16 protein-coding genes and 3 tRNA genes are annotated in these 17,308 nt (G+C 73.4%); 7 read left to right on the top strand and 12 right to left on the bottom strand.

Annotated features, from left to right (window positions below):
* Positions 1-6: 6 nt before the first annotated feature.
* Complete coding sequence (yczE, locus tag ACFV4N_RS03170) at positions 7-636, top strand: membrane protein YczE (protein ID WP_499670840.1); 630 nt, start codon at positions 7-9, stop codon at positions 634-636.
* Here yczE and ACFV4N_RS03165 read toward each other — a convergent pair.
* Both ACFV4N_RS03165 and ACFV4N_RS03160 read right to left on the bottom strand, forming a co-directional pair.
* A complete protein-coding gene (locus tag ACFV4N_RS03165) occupies positions 605-1,138 on the bottom strand; it encodes a Clp protease N-terminal domain-containing protein (protein ID WP_499670839.1) in 534 nt (177 codons plus the stop codon). The two genes, yczE and ACFV4N_RS03165, sit on opposite strands and share 32 nt — an antisense overlap.
* Positions 1,135-1,347: a hypothetical protein gene (locus tag ACFV4N_RS03160; protein WP_033428438.1), complete on the bottom strand. Its 213-nt coding sequence runs from the start codon at positions 1,345-1,347 to the stop codon at positions 1,135-1,137. Before ACFV4N_RS03160 ends, ACFV4N_RS03165 begins: the two co-directional genes overlap by 4 nt.
* Before the next feature lie 66 nt (positions 1,348-1,413).
* Here ACFV4N_RS03160 and ACFV4N_RS03155 point away from each other — a divergent pair, with 66 nt between their 5' ends.
* A complete protein-coding gene (locus ACFV4N_RS03155; protein WP_499670838.1) occupies positions 1,414-2,154 on the top strand; it encodes a protein phosphatase 2C domain-containing protein in 741 nt (246 codons plus the stop codon).
* A gap of 53 nt (positions 2,155-2,207) precedes the next feature.
* Here the strand turns inward: ACFV4N_RS03155 and ACFV4N_RS03150 are convergent.
* The 4 genes from ACFV4N_RS03150 to ACFV4N_RS03135 form a co-directional block, all read right to left on the bottom strand.
* Positions 2,208-2,284, bottom strand: a tRNA-Phe gene (locus ACFV4N_RS03150).
* Positions 2,285-2,318: 34 nt separating this feature from the next.
* Positions 2,319-2,392: transfer RNA gene (locus tag ACFV4N_RS03145), tRNA-Asp, on the bottom strand.
* 40 nt (positions 2,393-2,432) lie between these two features.
* Positions 2,433-2,505, bottom strand: a tRNA-Glu gene (locus ACFV4N_RS03140).
* Positions 2,506-2,732: 227 nt separating this feature from the next.
* Positions 2,733-2,978, bottom strand: coding sequence for a hypothetical protein (locus ACFV4N_RS03135; RefSeq protein ID WP_499670837.1), 246 nt, complete (start codon positions 2,976-2,978; stop codon positions 2,733-2,735).
* A 164-nt stretch (positions 2,979-3,142) separates the two neighbouring features.
* Here ACFV4N_RS03135 and ACFV4N_RS03130 point away from each other — a divergent pair, with 164 nt between their 5' ends.
* From ACFV4N_RS03130 to ACFV4N_RS03115, 4 genes are all read left to right on the top strand, one after another.
* Positions 3,143-3,733, top strand: coding sequence for a hypothetical protein (locus ACFV4N_RS03130; protein ID WP_499670836.1), 591 nt, complete (start codon positions 3,143-3,145; stop codon positions 3,731-3,733).
* Positions 3,734-3,773: 40 nt separating this feature from the next.
* Positions 3,774-3,980: a heavy-metal-associated domain-containing protein gene (locus tag ACFV4N_RS03125; protein WP_499670835.1), complete on the top strand. Its 207-nt coding sequence runs from the start codon at positions 3,774-3,776 to the stop codon at positions 3,978-3,980.
* Entirely contained in the window at positions 3,977-6,193 is a 2,217-nt protein-coding gene (locus ACFV4N_RS03120) for a heavy metal translocating P-type ATPase (protein ID WP_499670834.1), read from the top strand. The genes ACFV4N_RS03125 and ACFV4N_RS03120 overlap by 4 nt, the downstream gene beginning before the upstream one ends.
* A gap of 267 nt (positions 6,194-6,460) precedes the next feature.
* Positions 6,461-6,697 carry a hypothetical protein gene (locus ACFV4N_RS03115; protein ID WP_499670833.1) on the top strand — a complete coding sequence of 79 codons (237 nt, stop codon included), beginning with the start codon at positions 6,461-6,463 and terminating at the stop codon, positions 6,695-6,697.
* A gap of 89 nt (positions 6,698-6,786) precedes the next feature.
* Here ACFV4N_RS03115 and ACFV4N_RS03110 read toward each other — a convergent pair whose 3' ends face one another.
* The 3 genes from ACFV4N_RS03110 to ACFV4N_RS03100 form a co-directional block, all read right to left on the bottom strand.
* Entirely contained in the window at positions 6,787-6,990 is a 204-nt protein-coding gene (locus tag ACFV4N_RS03110) for a cold-shock protein (RefSeq protein ID WP_499670832.1), read from the bottom strand.
* A 214-nt stretch (positions 6,991-7,204) separates the two neighbouring features.
* Positions 7,205-8,032 carry a glutamate ABC transporter substrate-binding protein gene (locus tag ACFV4N_RS03105; RefSeq protein ID WP_499670831.1) on the bottom strand — a complete coding sequence of 276 codons (828 nt, stop codon included), beginning with the start codon at positions 8,030-8,032 and terminating at the stop codon, positions 7,205-7,207.
* 161 nt (positions 8,033-8,193) lie between these two features.
* Positions 8,194-9,030 (bottom strand): oxygenase MpaB family protein, encoded by an 837-nt coding sequence (locus ACFV4N_RS03100; RefSeq protein WP_499670830.1) that lies wholly within the window; start codon positions 9,028-9,030, stop codon positions 8,194-8,196.
* A gap of 139 nt (positions 9,031-9,169) precedes the next feature.
* On the opposite strand from ACFV4N_RS03100, the gene ACFV4N_RS03095 reads away from it, so the two are divergent.
* Entirely contained in the window at positions 9,170-9,658 is a 489-nt protein-coding gene (locus ACFV4N_RS03095; protein ID WP_499670829.1) for a hypothetical protein, read from the top strand.
* A 206-nt stretch (positions 9,659-9,864) separates the two neighbouring features.
* Here the strand turns inward: ACFV4N_RS03095 and ACFV4N_RS03090 are convergent, their stop codons facing one another.
* Genes ACFV4N_RS03090 through ACFV4N_RS03080 form a run of 3 tightly spaced genes read right to left on the bottom strand, consistent with a single transcriptional unit; the run spans position 9,865 to position 17,269 of the window.
* On the bottom strand, positions 9,865-14,697 hold the full coding sequence (locus ACFV4N_RS03090) for a DNA repair ATPase (RefSeq protein WP_499670828.1): 4,833 nt from the start codon (positions 14,695-14,697) through the stop codon (positions 9,865-9,867).
* On the bottom strand, positions 14,694-16,691 hold the full coding sequence (locus ACFV4N_RS03085) for a flotillin family protein (RefSeq protein WP_499670827.1): 1,998 nt from the start codon (positions 16,689-16,691) through the stop codon (positions 14,694-14,696). Before ACFV4N_RS03085 ends, ACFV4N_RS03090 begins: the two co-directional genes overlap by 4 nt.
* Positions 16,691-17,269, bottom strand: coding sequence for a hypothetical protein (locus ACFV4N_RS03080; protein WP_499670826.1), 579 nt, complete (start codon positions 17,267-17,269; stop codon positions 16,691-16,693). Before ACFV4N_RS03080 ends, ACFV4N_RS03085 begins: the two co-directional genes overlap by 1 nt.
* Positions 17,270-17,308: the final 39 nt, after the last annotated feature.

Genomic DNA, 17,308 nt, shown 5'->3' with positions numbered 1-17,308 from the left:
GGCCACATGCTTGCCGCGCTCAACCCCGTGCCCGTCACCGTCTCGCCGCTCCGGCGCGTCCCCCAGCTCATCGTCGGGCTCTGGCTCTACGGCGCGAGCATGGCCCTCCAGCTCCGCGCGACCCTCGGCCTGGAGCCGTGGGGCGTGCTGCACGAGGGCCTGACCGAGCTGACCGGCCTGTCCTTCGGCACGATCACCAGCCTGGTGGGCGCGCTCGTCCTGCTCTGCTGGATCCCGTTGAGGCAGCGCCCGGGCGTCGGCACGGTCGCCAACGTCTTCGTCATCGGCCTCGCGGTGGACGTGACCCTGGCCTTCCTGCCGGGTCCGGCGGGCCTGGTCCCGCGCGTCCTGTTCCTTGTGGCGGGCGTGGCCCTGAACGCCCTGGCCTCGGCCACCTACATCGGCGCCCGGCTGGGCCCCGGTCCGCGCGACGGCCTGACCACCGGCTTCTGCGCGCGGACCGGGACCTCGTTGCGCCTGGTGCGCACGGTCGTCGAGGTGACCGTGCTGGCGGTGGGCTGGTTGCTGGGCGGCACGATCGGCGTCGGCACCGTCCTCTACGCCGTGGCGATCGGTCCGCTGACCCAGGCCGCCCTCCCGCTGGTCACCTGGGTGGGTTCGAGACCCGCTTCCTGAGCTCGGCGTAGCTCACCCCGTGTGTCCCGAGGACCTCGGCCACCAGCCCGCGCTGGGCCAGCAGCGCCAGCAGCACGTGCTCCTGCCGGAGCGTGCTGTGGCCGAGGTCACGGGCTTCGAGCAGGCTGCGTTCCAGCGTCTTCTTGGCGTCGGCGGTGAACGGCAGGTGGTTGCCGAAGAACCGCCGCTTGCGCTTGGGCGCCGCGGCGAGCGCGCCTTCGCCGTGCGCGCGTTCGACCGATGCCACGATCTGGTCGACGTCGATACCGAGGCGGCGCAGGGCTTCGGCGTCGGCGTCGCTGAGGCCGCCCTTGCGGCGGGCCGCGGCGAACGCGTCGACCACCTCGTCGCGGGACAGGTCGAAGTCCGCCAGCACGGGCGCGCCGAGCAGCGCCAGCGCCAGGTGTTCGGGCCCGATCCCGGGCGCGTCCAGGCGTTCGGCCTCCACGACGGCGTCGTGCACCGCCTGGCGGGCTTCCCTGGTGAACCGTTCGCCGATCATCGTCCTCCCCCGTGCTTCTTGTGGACGGCCTGCCGGGTGACCCCCAGTTCGGCCGCGATCTCCTGCCAGGACCAGCCGCGGGCGCGGGCGTTGCGGACCTGGACCGCTTCGAGCGTTTCGAGCAGTCGGCGCAGTGCGCTGACCGCGCGCAGCCCCACCCTCGGGTCTTGGTCGCCCGCTGCCGAGGCGAGTTCGGTTGCCTCCGTCATGCCGTCAACCTTGGTTGACAAGACCCGCTTTGTCAACCCAGGTTGACGAGCTAGGCTCGGTCACCGATGCCGGAGATCACCACCGCCGAACGCGCCGGGGTCGGCCTGGACGGCCTGCCCCGCCCCACCGAGGACCGGGTCGTCGTCCTCCCCGACGCCGTGGCGCTGCTCGACGGCGCCACCTCCCCGACCCCCCGCGAGCGCGACGGCGGCTGGCACTCCCGGCACCTCGCCGCGGAGCTGGCCGCCGAACTGGCCGCGCACCCGGCCGACCTGGCGGACGCCCTCGCGCGGGCGATCGAACGCCTCGCGCGCGTCCACGGCCTCACCCCCGGCGACTCGCCGTCCAGCACGGTCGCGATCCTGCGGTGGACCGACACGTCCGTGGACGCGCTGGTGCTGGCGGACAGCCCGGTCGTGGTGTTCACCGACCGCGGGTTCGACGTGCTCGCCGACACCCGGCTGCGCGACCTGCGCGGGAAGGTCGACCGGATCACCGACTGGCGCAACCGCGAGCACGGCTGGTGGGTCGCCGAGGCCGACCCGGCGGCCGCGCACCGGGCGGTGCGGCGGAGCTGGCCGCGGCACGGGGTGCGCGCCGCCCTCGTGGCGACCGACGGCGTCTCGTGCGGGGTCGACGACTACGACCTGTTCACCTGGCCGGACGTGGTGGAGATCACGCGGGAAAAAGGCGCGGAAGCCGTCCTGGACGCCATTCGCGCGGCCGAGGCGGGTGATCCGAATCGCACCGCGTGGCGGCGTCCGAAAGTGCACGACGACCAAGCCCTCGCGGTCGTCGCATTCTAGGACGACAAATGAAGAAAGCCCCTCGCGGATCTGCGAGGGGCTTTCTTCGAGCGTGGTGGCCAGGGGCGGGGTCGAACCGCCGACCTACCGCTTTTCAGGCGGTCGCTCGTACCAACTGAGCTACCTGGCCAGGTAGCGGCCCGGCCGATAGCCGAACTGCTTTGCGACCCAGACGGGACTTGAACCCGCGACCTTCGCCGTGACAGGGCGACGCGCTAACCAACTGCGCCACTGGGCCTTGCTGTACTGCGTTGTCTTGCCGGTCTTACTGTACTACGTGCCCCCAACGGGATTCGAACCCGCGCTACCGCCTTGAAAGGGCGGGGTCCTAGGCCGCTAGACGATGGGGACCAGTTCCTCCAGCAGCCCTTGGGCCACCTTCTTCCCAGGCCCTCCACGCTGTCCGGTGGAAGCATCGTAAGCATAGGGCACGGAGGTCCATACTTCCAAAACGGGGGGTCACTTCTGCGTTGACCTGCGCGAATTCACCCGCGAGGCACCGCGGAAACCCCCGCGCGCCGCGGCGGCCCGGCCGTCGCCCGCGCGATCGCGGGCTCCGACCGGGCCGACCGGGCGTCCTAGCGCTGAACGGGCGGCGGACCCCCGTCCTCACCCGGTGACAGCCCGAGCATGTCGAGCAGCAACCGGCAGTCCTCGGCACTGGTGGCACCCCGCGCGACCGACAGCCGCGCCCGGTGCACCTGGTCGTCCGAGATCCGCGACGGTTCACCGGTCCGCTGGGCGGGCACCCCACCGCCGCCCGGCCTGGACATGGTGTCGTCCTGGTTCCACAGGAACTGACGAACTTCTAGGGACCCGCTCATGACGCCTCCCCGACTTGAGGTTGGCGCGAGGCTAAGCGAGCCTCCCGAACCGCCGCAGCCCCCCGCAGAGTGATTCCACTACGACGCAGCGTCACTTTCCGTGTAGGCCACTTGGTGTCAAGCGCCGCGTGATGTGCTTGACGCGAACGAGGAGGGTGAATCCCATGACCGAACCGGTACCGGAGCGGGCGTTGGCGGATGCAGCAGCGGGGACACCGCCGGCCGCAGGCGGGCGCGCGGCGGAACAGCGGCCCGCCGAACAGCCGAGCGCCGCGCCCGTGCCCGACGCCGCCGGACCGCCGCCGGGCACGACCGGCGCCCGGCAGGCCGCGCCCGTCGAGCAGCCCCCGACGGACCTCGCGGACCCCGCGGCACCGGCGGACCCGGCCGGCGCCGACGCGGACCCGGCAGGCGCCGACGCGAACCCGGCAGGCGCGAACCCGACAGCCGCAGACCCGGCGGGCGCGAACCCGACAGGTGCAGACCCGACAGCCGCGGACCCGACAGCCGCCGACGCAACGGGTCGAGCGGGCGAAGGGGGCGACGCCCCGCCGTCCGCCCAGGCCGCCGGCGACCCCCAGGACCTGCTCGGCACCCTCTCCCTGGCCTCCATCGAGGCGGACATCGACCGCCTGATGACGGAGAAGATGAGCGAGCTGGACGGCATGCTCGCGGGCCTGGAGGAACTGGTGCAGCGCCTCGAGGGGGAGATCACGCAACTGGAGCCCCCGGGCGACGACACTCCTACCCCCTAGGGGTATCCTCACGGTACAAGCCGAGAGGAATGAGGGGCACATGTCCGTCACCAACACCTACACCGTCACCGGCATGACCTGCGGGCACTGCGTCAGCTCGGTGACCGAGGAGCTGACCGGGGTCGAGGGCGTCACCGGCGTGGACGTGCGGCTCGACAGCGGCGCGGTCACCGTGACCAGCACGCGCGAGCTGTCCCGCGACGAGGTCGAGGCCGCCGTCGCCGAGGCCGGGTACCAGCTGGCGTGACCACCACGGAGACCGGGCGCCGCGTCGAGCTGGACATCACGGGCATGACGTGCGCCTCGTGCGCGAACCGGGTCGAGCGCAAGCTCAACAAGCTGGACGGGGTCACCGCCTCGGTCAACTACGCGACCGAGAGGGCGAGCGTCGAGTACCCGGCCGGCGTGGAGGTGGAGGACCTGGTCTCCGCGGTGCGGGCCGCCGGGTACGGGGCGAGCGCGCCGCGGCCCGAGCCCGAGCCCGGGCACCGGGAGGACGACCAGGCCGCGGACCTGCGCCTGCGGGTCGGCGTGGCCGCGTCCCTCGGTGCGCCGGTCGTGGTGCTGGCGATGGTCCCGGCCTGGCAGTTCCCGGCCTGGCAGTGGTTCTCGCTGGCGCTGGCGAGCGTGGTCGTGTGGGTGTGCGGGTGGCCGTTCCACCGGGCCGCCGCGGTGAACGCCCGGCACGGCGCGAGCAGCATGGACACGCTGGTGTCGATGGGCGTGGTCGTCGCCTACCTGTGGTCGGTGTACGCGCTGGTGTTCGGCGGGGCGGGCGAGCTGGGGATGCGGCACGGGTTCAGCCTGGTGCCGCGCCCGTCCTCGACGGGTGACATCTACCTGGAGGTGGCGGTCGGCGTCACCGTGTTCCTGCTGCTCGGCCGGTGGCTGGAGGCGCGGGCCAAGCGGCGGGCGGGCGCGGCGCTCAGGGCGCTGCTGACGCTGGGCGCGAAGGACGTGGCCGTCCTGGAGGGCGGCGCGGAGCGGCGGGTGCCGGTCTCGGCGCTGCGGGTGGGGCAGCGGTTCGTGGTGCGCCCCGGCGAGCGGATCGCCACGGACGGCGCGGTGGTCGAGGGCTCGTCGGCGGTGGACCGGTCCGCGGTGACCGGCGAGTCGACGCCGGAGGAGGTCGGCCCCGGCGACCAGGTGGTCGGCGGCACGGTGAACGCGGGCGGCAGGCTGGTGGTCGAGGCCACGCGGGTCGGCCGGGACACGCAGCTGGCGCGGATGGCCGCGCTGGTGGAGCGGGCGCAGTCGGGCAAGGCCGAGGCGCAGCGGCTGGCGGACCGGGTGTCGGCGGTGTTCGTGCCGGTGGTGCTGGGCATCGCGCTGCTGACCCTGGCCGGGTGGCTGCTGGCGGGCCGGCCGGTGGAGTTCGCGGTCACCGCGGCGGTGTCGGTGCTGGTGATCGCGTGCCCGTGCGCGCTGGGCCTGGCCACGCCGACGGCGCTGCTGGTCGGCACGGGCCGGGGCGCGCAGCTGGGCATCCTGGTCAAGGGGCCGGAGGTGCTGGAGTCGACCCGCCGGGTGGACACGGTGGTGCTGGACAAGACCGGCACGGTCACCACCGGCAGGCTGGACCTGGTCGACGCGGCGCCGGCGGCGGGCGCGACCCGGGCGGAGCTGCTCCGCGTCGCGGGCGCGGTCGAGCACCCCTCGGAGCACCCGGTCGCCGCCGCCGTGGTCCGCGCGGCGGGCGCCGAGGTGGGCGAGCTGCCCGCGGTGACCGGCTTCGCCAACCACGAGGGCGTCGGTGTCACCGCCGTGCTGGACGGGCGCGTGGTGACCGCGGGCCGGCCCGAGCGCGTGGAGCTGCCCGACGACCTGGCGGCGACGGTGCGGGAGTGGCGGGGGCTGGGCCGCACGGTGGTCGCCGTCGCGGTCGACGGCCGGCCGCTGGGCCTGCTGGCGGTCACCGATCGGGTGAAGCCGACCAGTGCCGAGGCGGTGCGCGGGCTGCGCGCGCTGGGCCTGGAGCCGGTCCTGGTGACCGGCGACCACGAGGTGGTGGCCCGCGCGGTGGCCGCGGAGGTCGGCGTGGACGAGGTCGTCGCGGGCGTCCTGCCGGCGGACAAGGTGGACGTGGTCGAGCGGCTGCAGGCGTCGGGGCGCGTGGTCGCGGTGATCGGCGACGGCGTGAACGACGCGCCGGCGCTGGCTCGGGCCGACCTGGGGCTGGCGGTGGGCACCGGCACGGACGCGGCGATCGAGGCGGGCGACCTGACGCTGGTGCGCGGCGACCTGAGGGTGGCGGTGGACGCCATCCGGCTGGCCCGCCGGACCCTGCGCACCGTGAAGGGAAATCTTTTCTGGGCGTTCGCCTACAACGTTGCGGGTTTGCCGCTCGCGGCGCTCGGATTGCTCAACCCCATGCTCGCGGGCGCGGCGATGGCCTTCTCGAGCCTGTTCGTGGTCACCAACAGCCTGCGCCTGCGCGGGTTCAAGGCATCGGTCAGCTGAAATTTCGGCCCAACCCACTCCCCAGTCGCACGTGCGCGTGCAACAATCCGTTTTGCTGACACACCCCCGGTCAGCGCCTGTGGAGATCCCCTCCGGCCCCCGCGTTCCTCCCCCTGGCGCGGGGGCCTCTCCATGCACACATCTGTGACCCACGCCACAGTTCGCGCCCCTCCGCAATCCAACCGTTATCGTGGCGCCGTGCCTCTTGGATCCCTTGGACGCAAGTCGGGCCGTCACCGCCCGCCGCAGCGCGAACAGGACGAGCTCGTGCCGGACGAGGAGCTCCAGACCTACCTCGCGGCGCTGGCCCCCGAAACCGCCGACCCGGAGACCACCGCCGGGACCAGCTTCGGCAACGCGCAGGTCTACCAGCTCCGCCTCCAGCTGATGGCGAACGAGCAGCTGAAGGAACTGGCCGCCGAGCGGCAGACCTCCCCGCAGGCGCTGGCCACCGAGTGGGTCATGCAGCGGCTGGAGTGGGAAGCCCGCCAGCGCGGCTACTAGACCGCCCACCACGCGGGGACCGCACCCGCGCCACGACGACACGGGCCCCCGACCGTCACCGGTCGGGGGCCCGCGCCACGCTGGGAAGATCAGACCTTGCGCACGTTCTGGGCTTGCGGGCCCTTGGTGCCCTGGCCGATCTCGAACTCGACCCGCTGGTTCTCCTCCAGGGTCCGGAAGCCCGCGCCCTGGATCTCCGAGTAGTGGACGAAGACGTCGGGTCCGCCGTTCTCCTGGGCGATGAAGCCGAAGCCCTTCTCGGCGTTGAACCACTTGACCGTGCCCAGTGCCATGTACCTGCCTCCATCGCAGGGATGCTTGGGGCTGCACCGTGCAGCCCCGGCCGTCCCGGGCGCTTCCCCCGCTACCCGTAGCGGGGGGCGGCACGCCCGCGTGTCGTTCCGCGAGCGTGAGACACGAACACAGAAACCACGGCCTGCACCACCGAGCGTATCGGTAGGCCATGCCCCAGCACTACCACCAGGATGGCGGAGGTCAACCGAAGGGTTACTTCTCGGTCACCTGGGGTGGCTCCGGCAGCTCCAGCTCCGACTGGCCGATGTTGCGCTCCAGGGCGGCCCGCCACTCGCCGGAACCGATCATCTCCTCGATGGCCGCGTTGACCGCCGCCCGGCCCTCCAGGTCCTCCTTGGCCAGGCCGACGCCGTACCGCTCGGTGGTGAACGTGTCGCCGACGACCTTGAGCAGCTCCGGGTTCTCGGCCACGTAGCCTGCGAGGATCACCTCGTCGGTGGTGACCGCGTCCACGTTGCCGGCGAGCAGCGCGGTGACGCAGTCGGAGTACTGGCCGTACTCGACCAGCTCCACGTCCTGCGCGAACTCGTCCTTCACCTTCTGCGCCGACGTCGAGCCGGACACCGAGCACAGCTTCTTGCCGTTGAGCGTCTCCGGGCCGGTGATGTCGGTGTCGGTGAAGCGGACCAGCACGCCCTGGCCGGTCTGGAAGTACGGACCCGCGAAGGTCACCTGCTCCTTGCGCTTGTCGGTGATCGAGTAGGTGGCCACGACGAAGTCCACCTGGCCCTCGGCGAGCAGGCGCTCCCGGTCGGCCGAACGCGCCTCCCGCCAGGTGATGCCGGACTCCTCCACGCCGAGCCGGTTCGCGATGTACTTGGCGACGTCGACGTCGAAGCCGACGTACTTGCCGTCGAGGCGGCGCTGGGCCAGGCCGGGCTGGTCGAACCGGATCCCGACGGTGAGGGTGCCGTCCTCGGCCTTGCCCGCCAGGGTGTTCTCGCTCGGGCCGCCGCAGGCGGCGCCGAGGGCCAGGGCCGCCGCCAGCGCGGTCGCGGGCAGCAGTCGTCGGAACAGCATCAGCTGCGTACCTCTCGGGTGGTCGGGGACGCTCGCGCGCGGCGCGGGTCGTCGCACCGGCACGTGCCAATGCTAAGCAAACCGATTGAGACGGCTTATGCGACGAAGGTCGCAGTGGTCCGAACCACCACGTCTTTCGACGTCGGGGCCATGTGTGATCCCTATGACGGCAGCAGCGCGCGACTCGGCGCGGCGGCGCGGCCGAGGCGGCGGACGGCCGCGTTCACGTGGCCCTCGGGCACGCTCCACCGGATCGGGGCGGGCACCAGCAGGGCGGTGGCGCGGATCGCGCGCAGCAGCGAGGTCGCGACCTGCTCGGGGTACGGGCGGTGGCCGTGCAGCGCGACGGCCCACGGCGGCAGCAACGAGTACGCGAGCCGGCCCAGCAGCGGCTCGTAGGCGCCGAGGCCGAGGCGCAGCGGGCCGGTGAGCGGCGGGCGCAGCAGGAACCGGTGCACGACCTCGGAGTCCTCGGTGCGCCGCAACCGGGGCAGCACGTCCGCGAAGTAGTCGGCCATCGCGCGGGCGCTGCCGGGCACCTCGTCCTCGTGCAGGCCGACCAGGGCGGCGGCGCGGCGCTGCTCGTCGTAGTAGCGGTCGACCTGGGCGTCGGTGAGCCGGTAGCCGGCGCGGCGCACGACCGTGGCGAAGGAGTGCACCTCCGCGCAGTGCACCCACAGCAGCAGTTCCGGGTCGTCCACGCGGAACGCGCGGCCCGAGGCGTCGGTGGCGCGCAGGGCGCGGTGCACCCCGCGGACCCGGGCCGCCGCCGCGCGGACCTGCTCGGTCGAGCCGTAGCTGACCGTGCCGACGAAGCTCGCGGTGCGGCGCAGGCGGCCGAGCGGGTCGCGCCGGAAGTCGGAGTTCTGCACCACGCCGGCGACCGCCCGGGGGTGCAGGGACTGGAGGTGGAGGCTCGCGATGCCGGCCACCCACATCGCGGGGTCGGCGTGGAGCTGCCAGGTCACGGTGCCGGGGCCCAGGAGTCCGACGTCCATGCGCCCGATCGTGGCACGGACGGTGGTCGCGGGTCCACGTCCGGGTCATCTTCACGTGCCCGAACGGGCTGCGGCGTAACGACTTCGGGCGCGCGGGCGATTCCACGTGACACCGTGGAGCGTGGGGTCGGGTGCTGGGATGAGCAGTGGCAGACGGGTCGCCTTCGCCGGCGCCGCGCTCGTGCTGGCGACCGGTGCGGTGACGGTCATGGTGCTGTCGCTCGAACCCCGACCGGTGGACGTGCGGCGGGTCGACCTCAGCCCGGTCCACCCCGAGGTGCTCAGCGCCACCTACACCACGACCGTGGCGGCGCAGCGCACCTCCACCGCCGTCGAGGTGATCGCGCCGCCCGCCCCGCGCCCGGCGCCCCCGATCCAGGCGACCACCACCACCACCACCACCACCACCCCGTCACCACCCCCGTCACACCCACCGGCCCCACCGCGCGGCCGCCCCGACTGCGGCCACCGGCCCTCCCCGAACCGGGCCTGCGCCCCCGCCCCGGCCCCGGACCACCTCCGGCGCTACTGCGAGTGGCTGCGCGACCGCGGCCTCCTCGACGTCGCGGCCCCCGGCCACCACCACCCCCCGAACCACGACCCCCACCTCTGCCGCCCCCACCCCTGACCCCGCGAGTCGTACGCCCAGACCCCGCGAGTCGTACCCCCGTGACCGGCGAGTCGTACGCCCAGCACGCGCGAGTCGTACGCCCGGAACCCGCGAGTCGTACGCCCAAGACCCCCGAGTGGCACGTTCGCGTCCGTCACGAGCGCTGAACTCGGGGGTCCCGGACGTACGACACGGTGGGCCTGGACGTACGACTCGCGCCGGGGTCAGGGGGTTCGGTGGGACAGGGCCTCGGTCAGGCGGTCGGTGAGGTGGGCGATCGCGTTCACGGTGCGCGTGGTCGGGTCGTCCTCGGCGGTGCCCAGGGACAGGGTGCGCCGGTAGGCGGCCTTGACCTCCGCCCAGCGGGCGGCCCGCTCCGGGGTCAGGGCGCCGCGCAGCTCGGCCAGCTTCAGCAGGTTGGCCTCCGCCGCGCCGGCCAGGGTCTGGGCCTCGGCCAGGTAGTGGTCGTCGATCAGCGCCGACAGCTCGGCGTCGTTCATCACCGGCACGATCTTCTCGGCCAGCTTGTTCATGTCCCGGTAGGAGCCCTGGAGCAGGAACGGCGGCTCGGTGCGCGAGTCGTCGGACCGCGCCGCCGACGCGATGTACGCCCGGTTGACCGCCAGCACGACCTCCTGCGCCCGCACCAGCTTCCGCAGCACCGACAGCACCTGCTCCAGCTCCACCGGCCGGTACGGGTGCGCCAGCCGGTCGGCCCGCACGTCCTCGCCCCGCGCCAGGCGGACCAGCAGCTCCACGTCGCCCCGGTCGCGCGTCGACAGCGGCGCCAGCACCGGGTTCGACGTGAGCGCGTTCTCCACGTAGCTCAGCGCGAACAGGTCCTCGCGGCCCGACAGCACGTCGCCCAAGTTCCACGCGTCCGCCCGGTTGGCCAGCATGTCCGGCACCCGGAACCGCTGCCCCGACCCGGTGTACGGGTTGCCCGCCATGCACACCGCGAACCGCTTGCCCCGCAGGTCGTACGTCCGCGTGCGCCCCTCCCACACGCCCTCCATCCGCCGCTGCGCGTCGCACAGCGAGATGAACTTCTGCAGCAGCTCCGGCGACGTGTGCTGGATGTCGTCCAGGTACAGCAGCACGTTGTTGCCCGCCTCCAGCGCGAAGGAGATCTTCTCGACCTCCTGCCGCGCGGTGGCGTTCGGCGCGTCCGCCGGGTCGACCGACGTCACCCCGTGCCCCAGCGCCGGGCCGTTGACCTTGACGAACAGCAGCCCCAGCCGGTTGGCCACGTACTCCATCAGCGTCGTCTTGCCGTAGCCGGGCGGTGAGGTCAGCAGCAGCAGGCCCATCTGGTCGACGCGCTTGCCCCCGCCCGACGCGCCGAGCTGCTTGGCCAGGTTGTCGCCGATCAGCGGCAGGTACACCTCGTCGATCAGCCGGTTGCGCACGAACGCGCCCATGACCCGCGGCCGGTACTCGTCCAGCCGCAGCCGGTCCCGCTCGGCGGCCACCACCGAGTCGCGCAGCCGCTGGTACTCCCGGAACGCGGGCACGCGCCGCTCCCGGAACTCGCGCGTCCGGGCCAGCAGCTCGTCCAACCGGAACTCCAGCGACCGGTCCACGACCCGCGGGTGCGTGCCGAGCAGCCCCTCCACGGTGGTGGTGAGCTGGGCGGACGACGGGTGGCGCGGCAGGTCCCGGCACAGCTCCAGCGCCACCGCCTCGGGCAGGTCCGGGTCCTCCCGGCCGCCGAGGAACGCCTCGTACCAGCCCTCCACCAGCCGCCGCCGCACCGCGGGGTCCGGCAGCGCGCGCAGGTCCTCGTCGAAGTCGGCCTCGCGGCCGGCCAGCGCCCGGTGGAACGCCTCCACCAGCGCCCGCGCGCCCGCGCTCGCGGCGAACCCGGGCTGCGAGCCGCACAGCTCCTCGAACAGGTACTCGCCCGCCACCGGGTGGCCCGCCGCCGCGGACAGCTCCGCGCACAGCTCGTCGATGGCCGCGGTGTGCCCGAACACCGCCCGCGCCCGGCCCAGCGACGCGGCCCGCCGCCGCACCTGCGCCCGGCGCCCCTCGTCCGCCGCGGCCCAGAACAGCTGCGCCGCCGCCCGCGCGGCCGACGGGTACCGCAGCACGCCCGCACCGGCGTGCAGGCGCAGCACCGCGTCCAGCACCAGCGCGGCGTCGTGGTCGTGCACGCCCCGCTCGTACCCCTCGTCCAGCCGCGACTCGGCGACCCGCCGCACCAGGTCGGCCAGCCGGCCGCCGGCCGCCGCCGCGCGCAGCTCGTCCAGCGGGTGCCCGGCCAGGACCGACGCCGCCAGGTGCTCCGCCCGGTACACCTCGTCGGTCTCGGACACCAGCGGCTGGTCCCAGAACGGCCGCGTCGCGGCGAACGCCGGGTCGCGCACGGGGGCGCGGTAGTCCGTGCCGGTGATCGCGAACACCGGTTCGCCGTCCCGGGGCACCAGCGTGAGGTCCAGGGGGCGCGGGTTCACCGCGAACCGGTGCCCGCCCAGCCGGATCGCGTCGCCGTCGAACAGCTCCCGCCGGTCCCGCAGCGCCCGCCCGGCCTCCTGCCGCGCGGCCAGCACCCGGCCGTCCAGCTCCTCGGCCCGCACCTGCTCGCCCAGCGCGCGCAGCTCGTCCGCCACCGACCGGACCCGCGCCACCATCGGGTCGCTCGCGAAGTAGGTGTTGACCTCGTCCAGCGACCCCAGCGACGCCACCCGCCCGGCCACGCTCGCCAGGACCCGCTCCGCGGCGGCGAACAGCCGGTCGGCGCGCCGGGTCCGCTCGTCCAGCAGCGCCTGCCGGCGCGCGGAGAACGCCTCGTGCACGTCCCCGCGCTTGCCGGCGAGCCGCGCCAGGAAGTCGTCGAACTCGCCGAACCTCGACTCCAGGTCCTCCAGCCGCAGCAGCAGCCTGCCCAGCTGCTCGTCGCACGCCTCCGGGGTGTCCGCGACCGCCAGCGCCCCGGTCACGGCCTGCCCCAGCAGCGCGAACTCCGCGGCGAACTCGGCGCGCCCCTCGGTGGCCAGCAGGTCGCGCCGACGCCCGTCCGCCACCGCCCGCGCCCGGTTCAGCCCGGCCAGCACCTCGCCGATGCGCTCCAGCACCGAGGTGCGCACGGTGGCGTCCGCGACGTCCAGGGAGCCGACGACCTCGGTCAGCACCTCCAGGCCCCGCTGCCGCTCGGCCAGCTCCTCGACGAGCGGCCCGGCGCCGGCCGCCGTGGTGATCGCGCCCGCGCGGGCGGCCAGCTCCTCCACCTCGGCGTGGTGCTCGGCGAACGCGTCGTCGCGGCGCAGGTGCTCGACCGCCCGCCGCGCCGTCGAGGCCAGCTCGGCGTCCACCACGCCGACCAGCTCGTCGATGCGCGCCAGGTCCGCGTACCGGACCTCCTTCAGCGTGACCAGTCGGCCCTGGGCGCCGCGCAGCTCGGCCAGCCGCCGCACCCACGCGTCGGCGCCGGCGGGCGCCTCGCCGCGGCTGCGGCGCACCAGCGACGCCACCCGCTCCCCCGCCTCGGCCACGGCCTCGGCGGCCTGCTCGGTCAGCGCCCGCACGGCCTCGAACTCGTCGAGCACCCGCTCCGCGGTGGCGCGCACCTCCACCAGCGGCTCGCGCAGGTCGCCCAGCTCGGGGTCGCCCAGCCAGTGGTAGGCGTCGAGCACCCGCGCGCACGAGGCGATCAGGTCCTCGAACACCGGCGCGGACGGCCCCATCTCGTCGACCAGCCTGCTCACCGACAGGCAGTCGGAGACGCCGCGCACCAGGTCCGCGTTGCCGACGCGCTCCAGCGGCCCGGTGCCGACCGGCTGCGCGGCGGCGTAGGCGTCCGACAGGTACGGCGTCTGCCACACCTGCATCGGGTGCACGCGCGTCGGCTCGTCGGAGGAGGCCCGGAAGACCACCAGCGTGCCGTCGTCGAACAGCGAGAACCCGTGGCACGGCAGCGGGTTCGCCACCTGCTTGCGGATGACGTTGTAGGGCAGCAGCAGCGAGCGGCCCTCGCGGCGGGCGTGGAAGACGTACAGCACGTCCTCGCCGTTGGGCGAGCGGACGACCCGTTCGAACTCCAGCTCGTCCACGTCCGTGTCGAACGTCCTGCCGACGCCCGTGGCCAGGTGGTAGCCGCCGGGGAAGATCAGGCCCTGGTCCTCGGGCAGCCGGTGGCACGCCTGGCCGATGCCGTCCAGCCGGGTCACGGTCTTGGTGCGGGTGTTGAACACCAGGTGCCGCCACGCCGCCTCGTTGTACGGGCGGATGCGCATCAGGACCAGCGGTCCCACGCGCGCGTGGTGCACGTCGGCGTCCGCCAGCGACTGCAGCGGCTCGTCCACCGGCTCGGTGTAGACGCCCTCGCCGGTCTCGGTGTTGTTCTCCACCTTGATGGTGAGGTCGCCGCCGACGGTCTCGACGAACACCTCGCCGCCGATCGAGATGTGCGGGTGGCGGCCGAGGACGTGGTCCTCGCGCGTGGTCGGCGTCCACTCGAAGTCGTGCGACGGCGGGAACACGTGGTCGCGCTCGCCCCGGTTGTCCAGGTACTCGACGGAGCCGTCCAGGCCGACGCGCCAGCGCAGCACCCTGGTGTCCGAGGTGCGGGCGCCGGTCTGGAACACCGCCAGCAGCCTGTCCCCGACGCGGCGGAGCTGGAGCAGCCGCGTGTCCCGGTAGTACCGGTACAGCTCGGCGAAGTCGCGCCGGAACCGCGGGTCGTCGAGCAGGCCGGGCAGCTCGTCGGGGCTCGCGTCGGTGAAGCGGAACCCGTCGCCGTCGCGCGTGAAGCGGTGCAGCGAGAACACGTCGTCGACCGAGGTCTCCGGCTTCAGGCCGATGAACACGTTGTAGCCGAAGAGCATGAGCCCGGCCACTTGGCACCCTCGCCCGTCGGCGACAGAGACGGAGACGACGTCGCGCGGCACGCAGTTGTGCTCGGTGCGGATGCGCTCGGTGCCCAGCAGCGCCAGCTCGGCGCTGCCGAACACCTCCAGCCGGCGGGCGTTGAGCGCCTCGGCCCGGCGGGCGAGCCCGGCGGCCTGCTCGGCCAGCCGGGCCCGCAGCACCTCGTAGGTGCCCGCTTCGAGGGTCACGACAGCGAGGCGACCGGCCGCTCGGCCACGCCGAGGCGCTGCGCGGCGGCCAGCAGCTCGCGCAGCTTGCCCTCGTCCGGACCACCCGAGTTGATCAGCTTGAGCAGCAGCGCGGACACGGTCAGGTTCTTCACGTCACCCGTGCTCAGCGAGCCGAGCAGCCTGCCGATGTCGTCGGTGAAGCTCGCCGTGCCGTCCAGCCACGGCGCGGCCAGGCGCTGCGCCACGTCCGAGTGCCCGACGAACCCGTCGAGCTGCTTGCCCGCGGTGATCGCGCCGACGAGCCGGTCGAAGAACATGCCGTCGCCGCCGACGATGTCGATGTCGGCCTTCTCCAGGCCCGCGGCCAGCACCACCGCCTGCGCCTCGGCGACCTGCCGCTGCACGTCGATGCCCGCCAGCCGGACCTCCTTCTCGGTCTCCAGGCGCAGCCGGTACTCCTCGTGCCCGCGGGTGACCTCGTCCAGCGCGGCCATGGCGTTCGCCTTGTCCGCCAGGCCCTCCGCCTCGCCCTTGAGCTTCTCGCGGATCGCCTCCGCGACCACCAGGGCCTTCTCCCGCTCCACCACGGCCTCGGCGCGGCCGACCTTCTCGATCGCCTCGGCGTCGCGCTCGCGCACCTGCACGTCGGCCAGGCCGCCCGCCGCCGCCTCGGCCTGCCTGCCCTCGGCGAGCCTGATCATGGCCCGGGTGTCCAGCTCGGCGGCCTGCTGGCGCGCCTCGGCGAGCAGCAGCTCCTCGCGGGCCTTGAACTTCGCGGCCTCCTCGGCGGCCTCGGCCGCCTTGATGTCCTTGACCAGGTTCTCCTGCGCCTCGGCCTCGGCCCGGATGACCAGCGACTGCCGCTCCCGCTCGGCCTCCTCGACCGCGCGCAGCCGCTTGATGTTCTCCTCCTGCTCGGCCACGGTCTTCTCGACCGCGATCCGCTCGCGCACCACCTCGGCGATGGCCCGCTTCTCGTGCTCGACCTCCTTGTCGGCCGAGATCCGGGTCAGCTCCGTCTCCCGCTCCCGGCCGATGACCTCGAGCTGGCGGTCCTTCTCGATGCGCTCGGTCTCGATGGCGATGACGCGCTCGCGGTTCTTCTCCGCCACGGCGATCTCGCGGGCCTTGTTCTCGTGCTGGATGCCCAGCTGCTCCTCGGTGCGGATGTGGGCGGCGTTGGCCTTGAGCCGCTCCTCGGCCTGCACCTTGGAGATCTCGGCCTCCTCGCGGGCGCGCATGGTCTCGACCTCGCGCTTCTGCTTGATCTCCGCGTCGGCCTGGCGGCGCTCCAGCTCCAGGATCGCCTCGCGCGCCTCGACGTTCTGGCGCGTGATCTCCTTCTCCTCGCCCCGCTGGTACTCGTTGGTGCGCACGTGCTCGATCGCGGTCAGCTCGGTGATCTTGCGGATGCCCTGCGCGTCCAGGATGTTCGACGGGTTGAGCTGGCCCATCGGGGTCTGCTCCAGGTAGTCGATCGCCGCGTCCTCCAGGCTGTAGCCGTTGAGGTCGGTGCCGATGACCTGGATGATCCGGTCCCGGAACTCGTCGCGCTTGGTGTAGAGGTCGACGAAGTCGAGCTGCTTGCCGACGGTCTTGAGCGCCTCGGAGAACTTGGCGTTGAACAGCTCCTGGAGCGTGGTCGCCTCGCTGGCGCGGGCGGTGCCGATGGCCTGGGCGACCTTGATGACGTCCTCGACGGTCTTGTTGACCCGCACGAAGAACGTGATGCGGATGTCGGCGCGGATGTTGTCCCGGCAGATCAGGCCCTCCTGGCCGGCGCGCCTGATCTCGATGGTCTTCACCGAGATGTCCATGATCTCGGCGCGGTGCAGCACGGGCAGGACCACGGCGCCGGTGAACGTCACGTCCACCTTGCGCACCTTGGAGATGATGAGCGCCTTGCCCTGCTCGACCTTCCGGAACAGGCGGCTGACCAGCATCAGCAGCGCGACGACGACGACCAGGATGACGGCCACGAGAATGCCGAACCCGGTGGTGATGACGTCCATCAGTACTCCCCCCGCGGGTGTGTCGGTGTGCGCCCGTCCCACAGGGGCGCGATCCAGAAGAACTCGCCGTCGGCGTCGTAGTCGAAGATCAGCGCGGCCGCGCCCGCGGGCAGCGGGTCGTCGCCCGCCTGCCGCACCTGGACGACGGCCGACGAGCCGTCCGCGGCGGTCACCTCGGCCTGGCCGAAGGTCCGCGTGACCCGGCTGGTGCGCACCACGCAGGGCCGGCCGACGAAGTCCAGGCGCGACGCGGGCGGGTCGGTCGGGAACAGCCGCTTGAGCAGCGGCATCAGCAGGCGCGCGCCCACCGAGCCCACGACCAGCGCCCCGCCGAGCACCGCGAACCCCGGCCCGGTGGCCGGTTCCAGCAGCACGGCGCCCGCGAGGCACGCGAACCAGGAGAAGGCGACCAGCAGCGACAGGCCGACCGTCGCGGGGACGCCCCCGATGTCCAGCTCGACCCAGTCCGCCTCGGCCGCGCCGAACGCGACCAGCACCCAGTAGGCGACGACCACCACGAGCAGCACGCTGAGGATGGCGGTCGGGAACGCGAGCGCGGTCGTGAAGAACTCCCCCATGCACCCCCCTTGCCGCGACTTTATCCACGTCACGGCCGA

Origin of the sequence: Actinosynnema sp. NPDC059797 (assembly GCF_042732085.1) — a bacterium.
Taxonomy (GTDB): domain Bacteria; phylum Actinomycetota; class Actinomycetes; order Mycobacteriales; family Pseudonocardiaceae; genus Actinosynnema.
Note: the sequence above shows the minus strand (reverse complement) of the source record. Positions and strands in the feature narration are given on the sequence as shown.

Excerpts from the sequence above, each read along its gene's own strand:
- yczE (WP_499670840.1), top strand. The coding sequence starts at position 7 with ATGCTTGCCGCGCTCAACCCCGTGCCCGTCACCGTCTCGCCGCTCCGG.
- ACFV4N_RS03155 (WP_499670838.1), top strand. The coding sequence starts at position 1,414 with ATGCCGGAGATCACCACCGCCGAACGCGCCGGGGTCGGCCTGGACGGC.
- ACFV4N_RS03110 (WP_499670832.1), bottom strand. The coding sequence starts at position 6,990 with ATGGCACTGGGCACGGTCAAGTGGTTCAACGCCGAGAAGGGCTTCGGC.
- ACFV4N_RS03085 (WP_499670827.1), bottom strand. The coding sequence starts at position 16,691 with ATGGACGTCATCACCACCGGGTTCGGCATTCTCGTGGCCGTCATCCTG.
- ACFV4N_RS03080 (WP_499670826.1), bottom strand. The coding sequence starts at position 17,269 with ATGGGGGAGTTCTTCACGACCGCGCTCGCGTTCCCGACCGCCATCCTC.
- ACFV4N_RS03105 (WP_499670831.1), bottom strand. The coding sequence starts at position 8,032 with ATGCTGTTCCGACGACTGCTGCCCGCGACCGCGCTGGCGGCGGCCCTG.
- ACFV4N_RS03160 (WP_033428438.1), bottom strand. The coding sequence starts at position 1,347 with ATGACGGAGGCAACCGAACTCGCCTCGGCAGCGGGCGACCAAGACCCG.
- ACFV4N_RS03130 (WP_499670836.1), top strand. The coding sequence starts at position 3,143 with ATGACCGAACCGGTACCGGAGCGGGCGTTGGCGGATGCAGCAGCGGGG.
- ACFV4N_RS03095 (WP_499670829.1), top strand. The coding sequence starts at position 9,170 with ATGAGCAGTGGCAGACGGGTCGCCTTCGCCGGCGCCGCGCTCGTGCTG.
- ACFV4N_RS03125 (WP_499670835.1), top strand. The coding sequence starts at position 3,774 with ATGTCCGTCACCAACACCTACACCGTCACCGGCATGACCTGCGGGCAC.
- ACFV4N_RS03135 (WP_499670837.1), bottom strand. The coding sequence starts at position 2,978 with ATGAGCGGGTCCCTAGAAGTTCGTCAGTTCCTGTGGAACCAGGACGAC.
- ACFV4N_RS03100 (WP_499670830.1), bottom strand. The coding sequence starts at position 9,030 with ATGGACGTCGGACTCCTGGGCCCCGGCACCGTGACCTGGCAGCTCCAC.
- ACFV4N_RS03165 (WP_499670839.1), bottom strand. The coding sequence starts at position 1,138 with ATGATCGGCGAACGGTTCACCAGGGAAGCCCGCCAGGCGGTGCACGAC.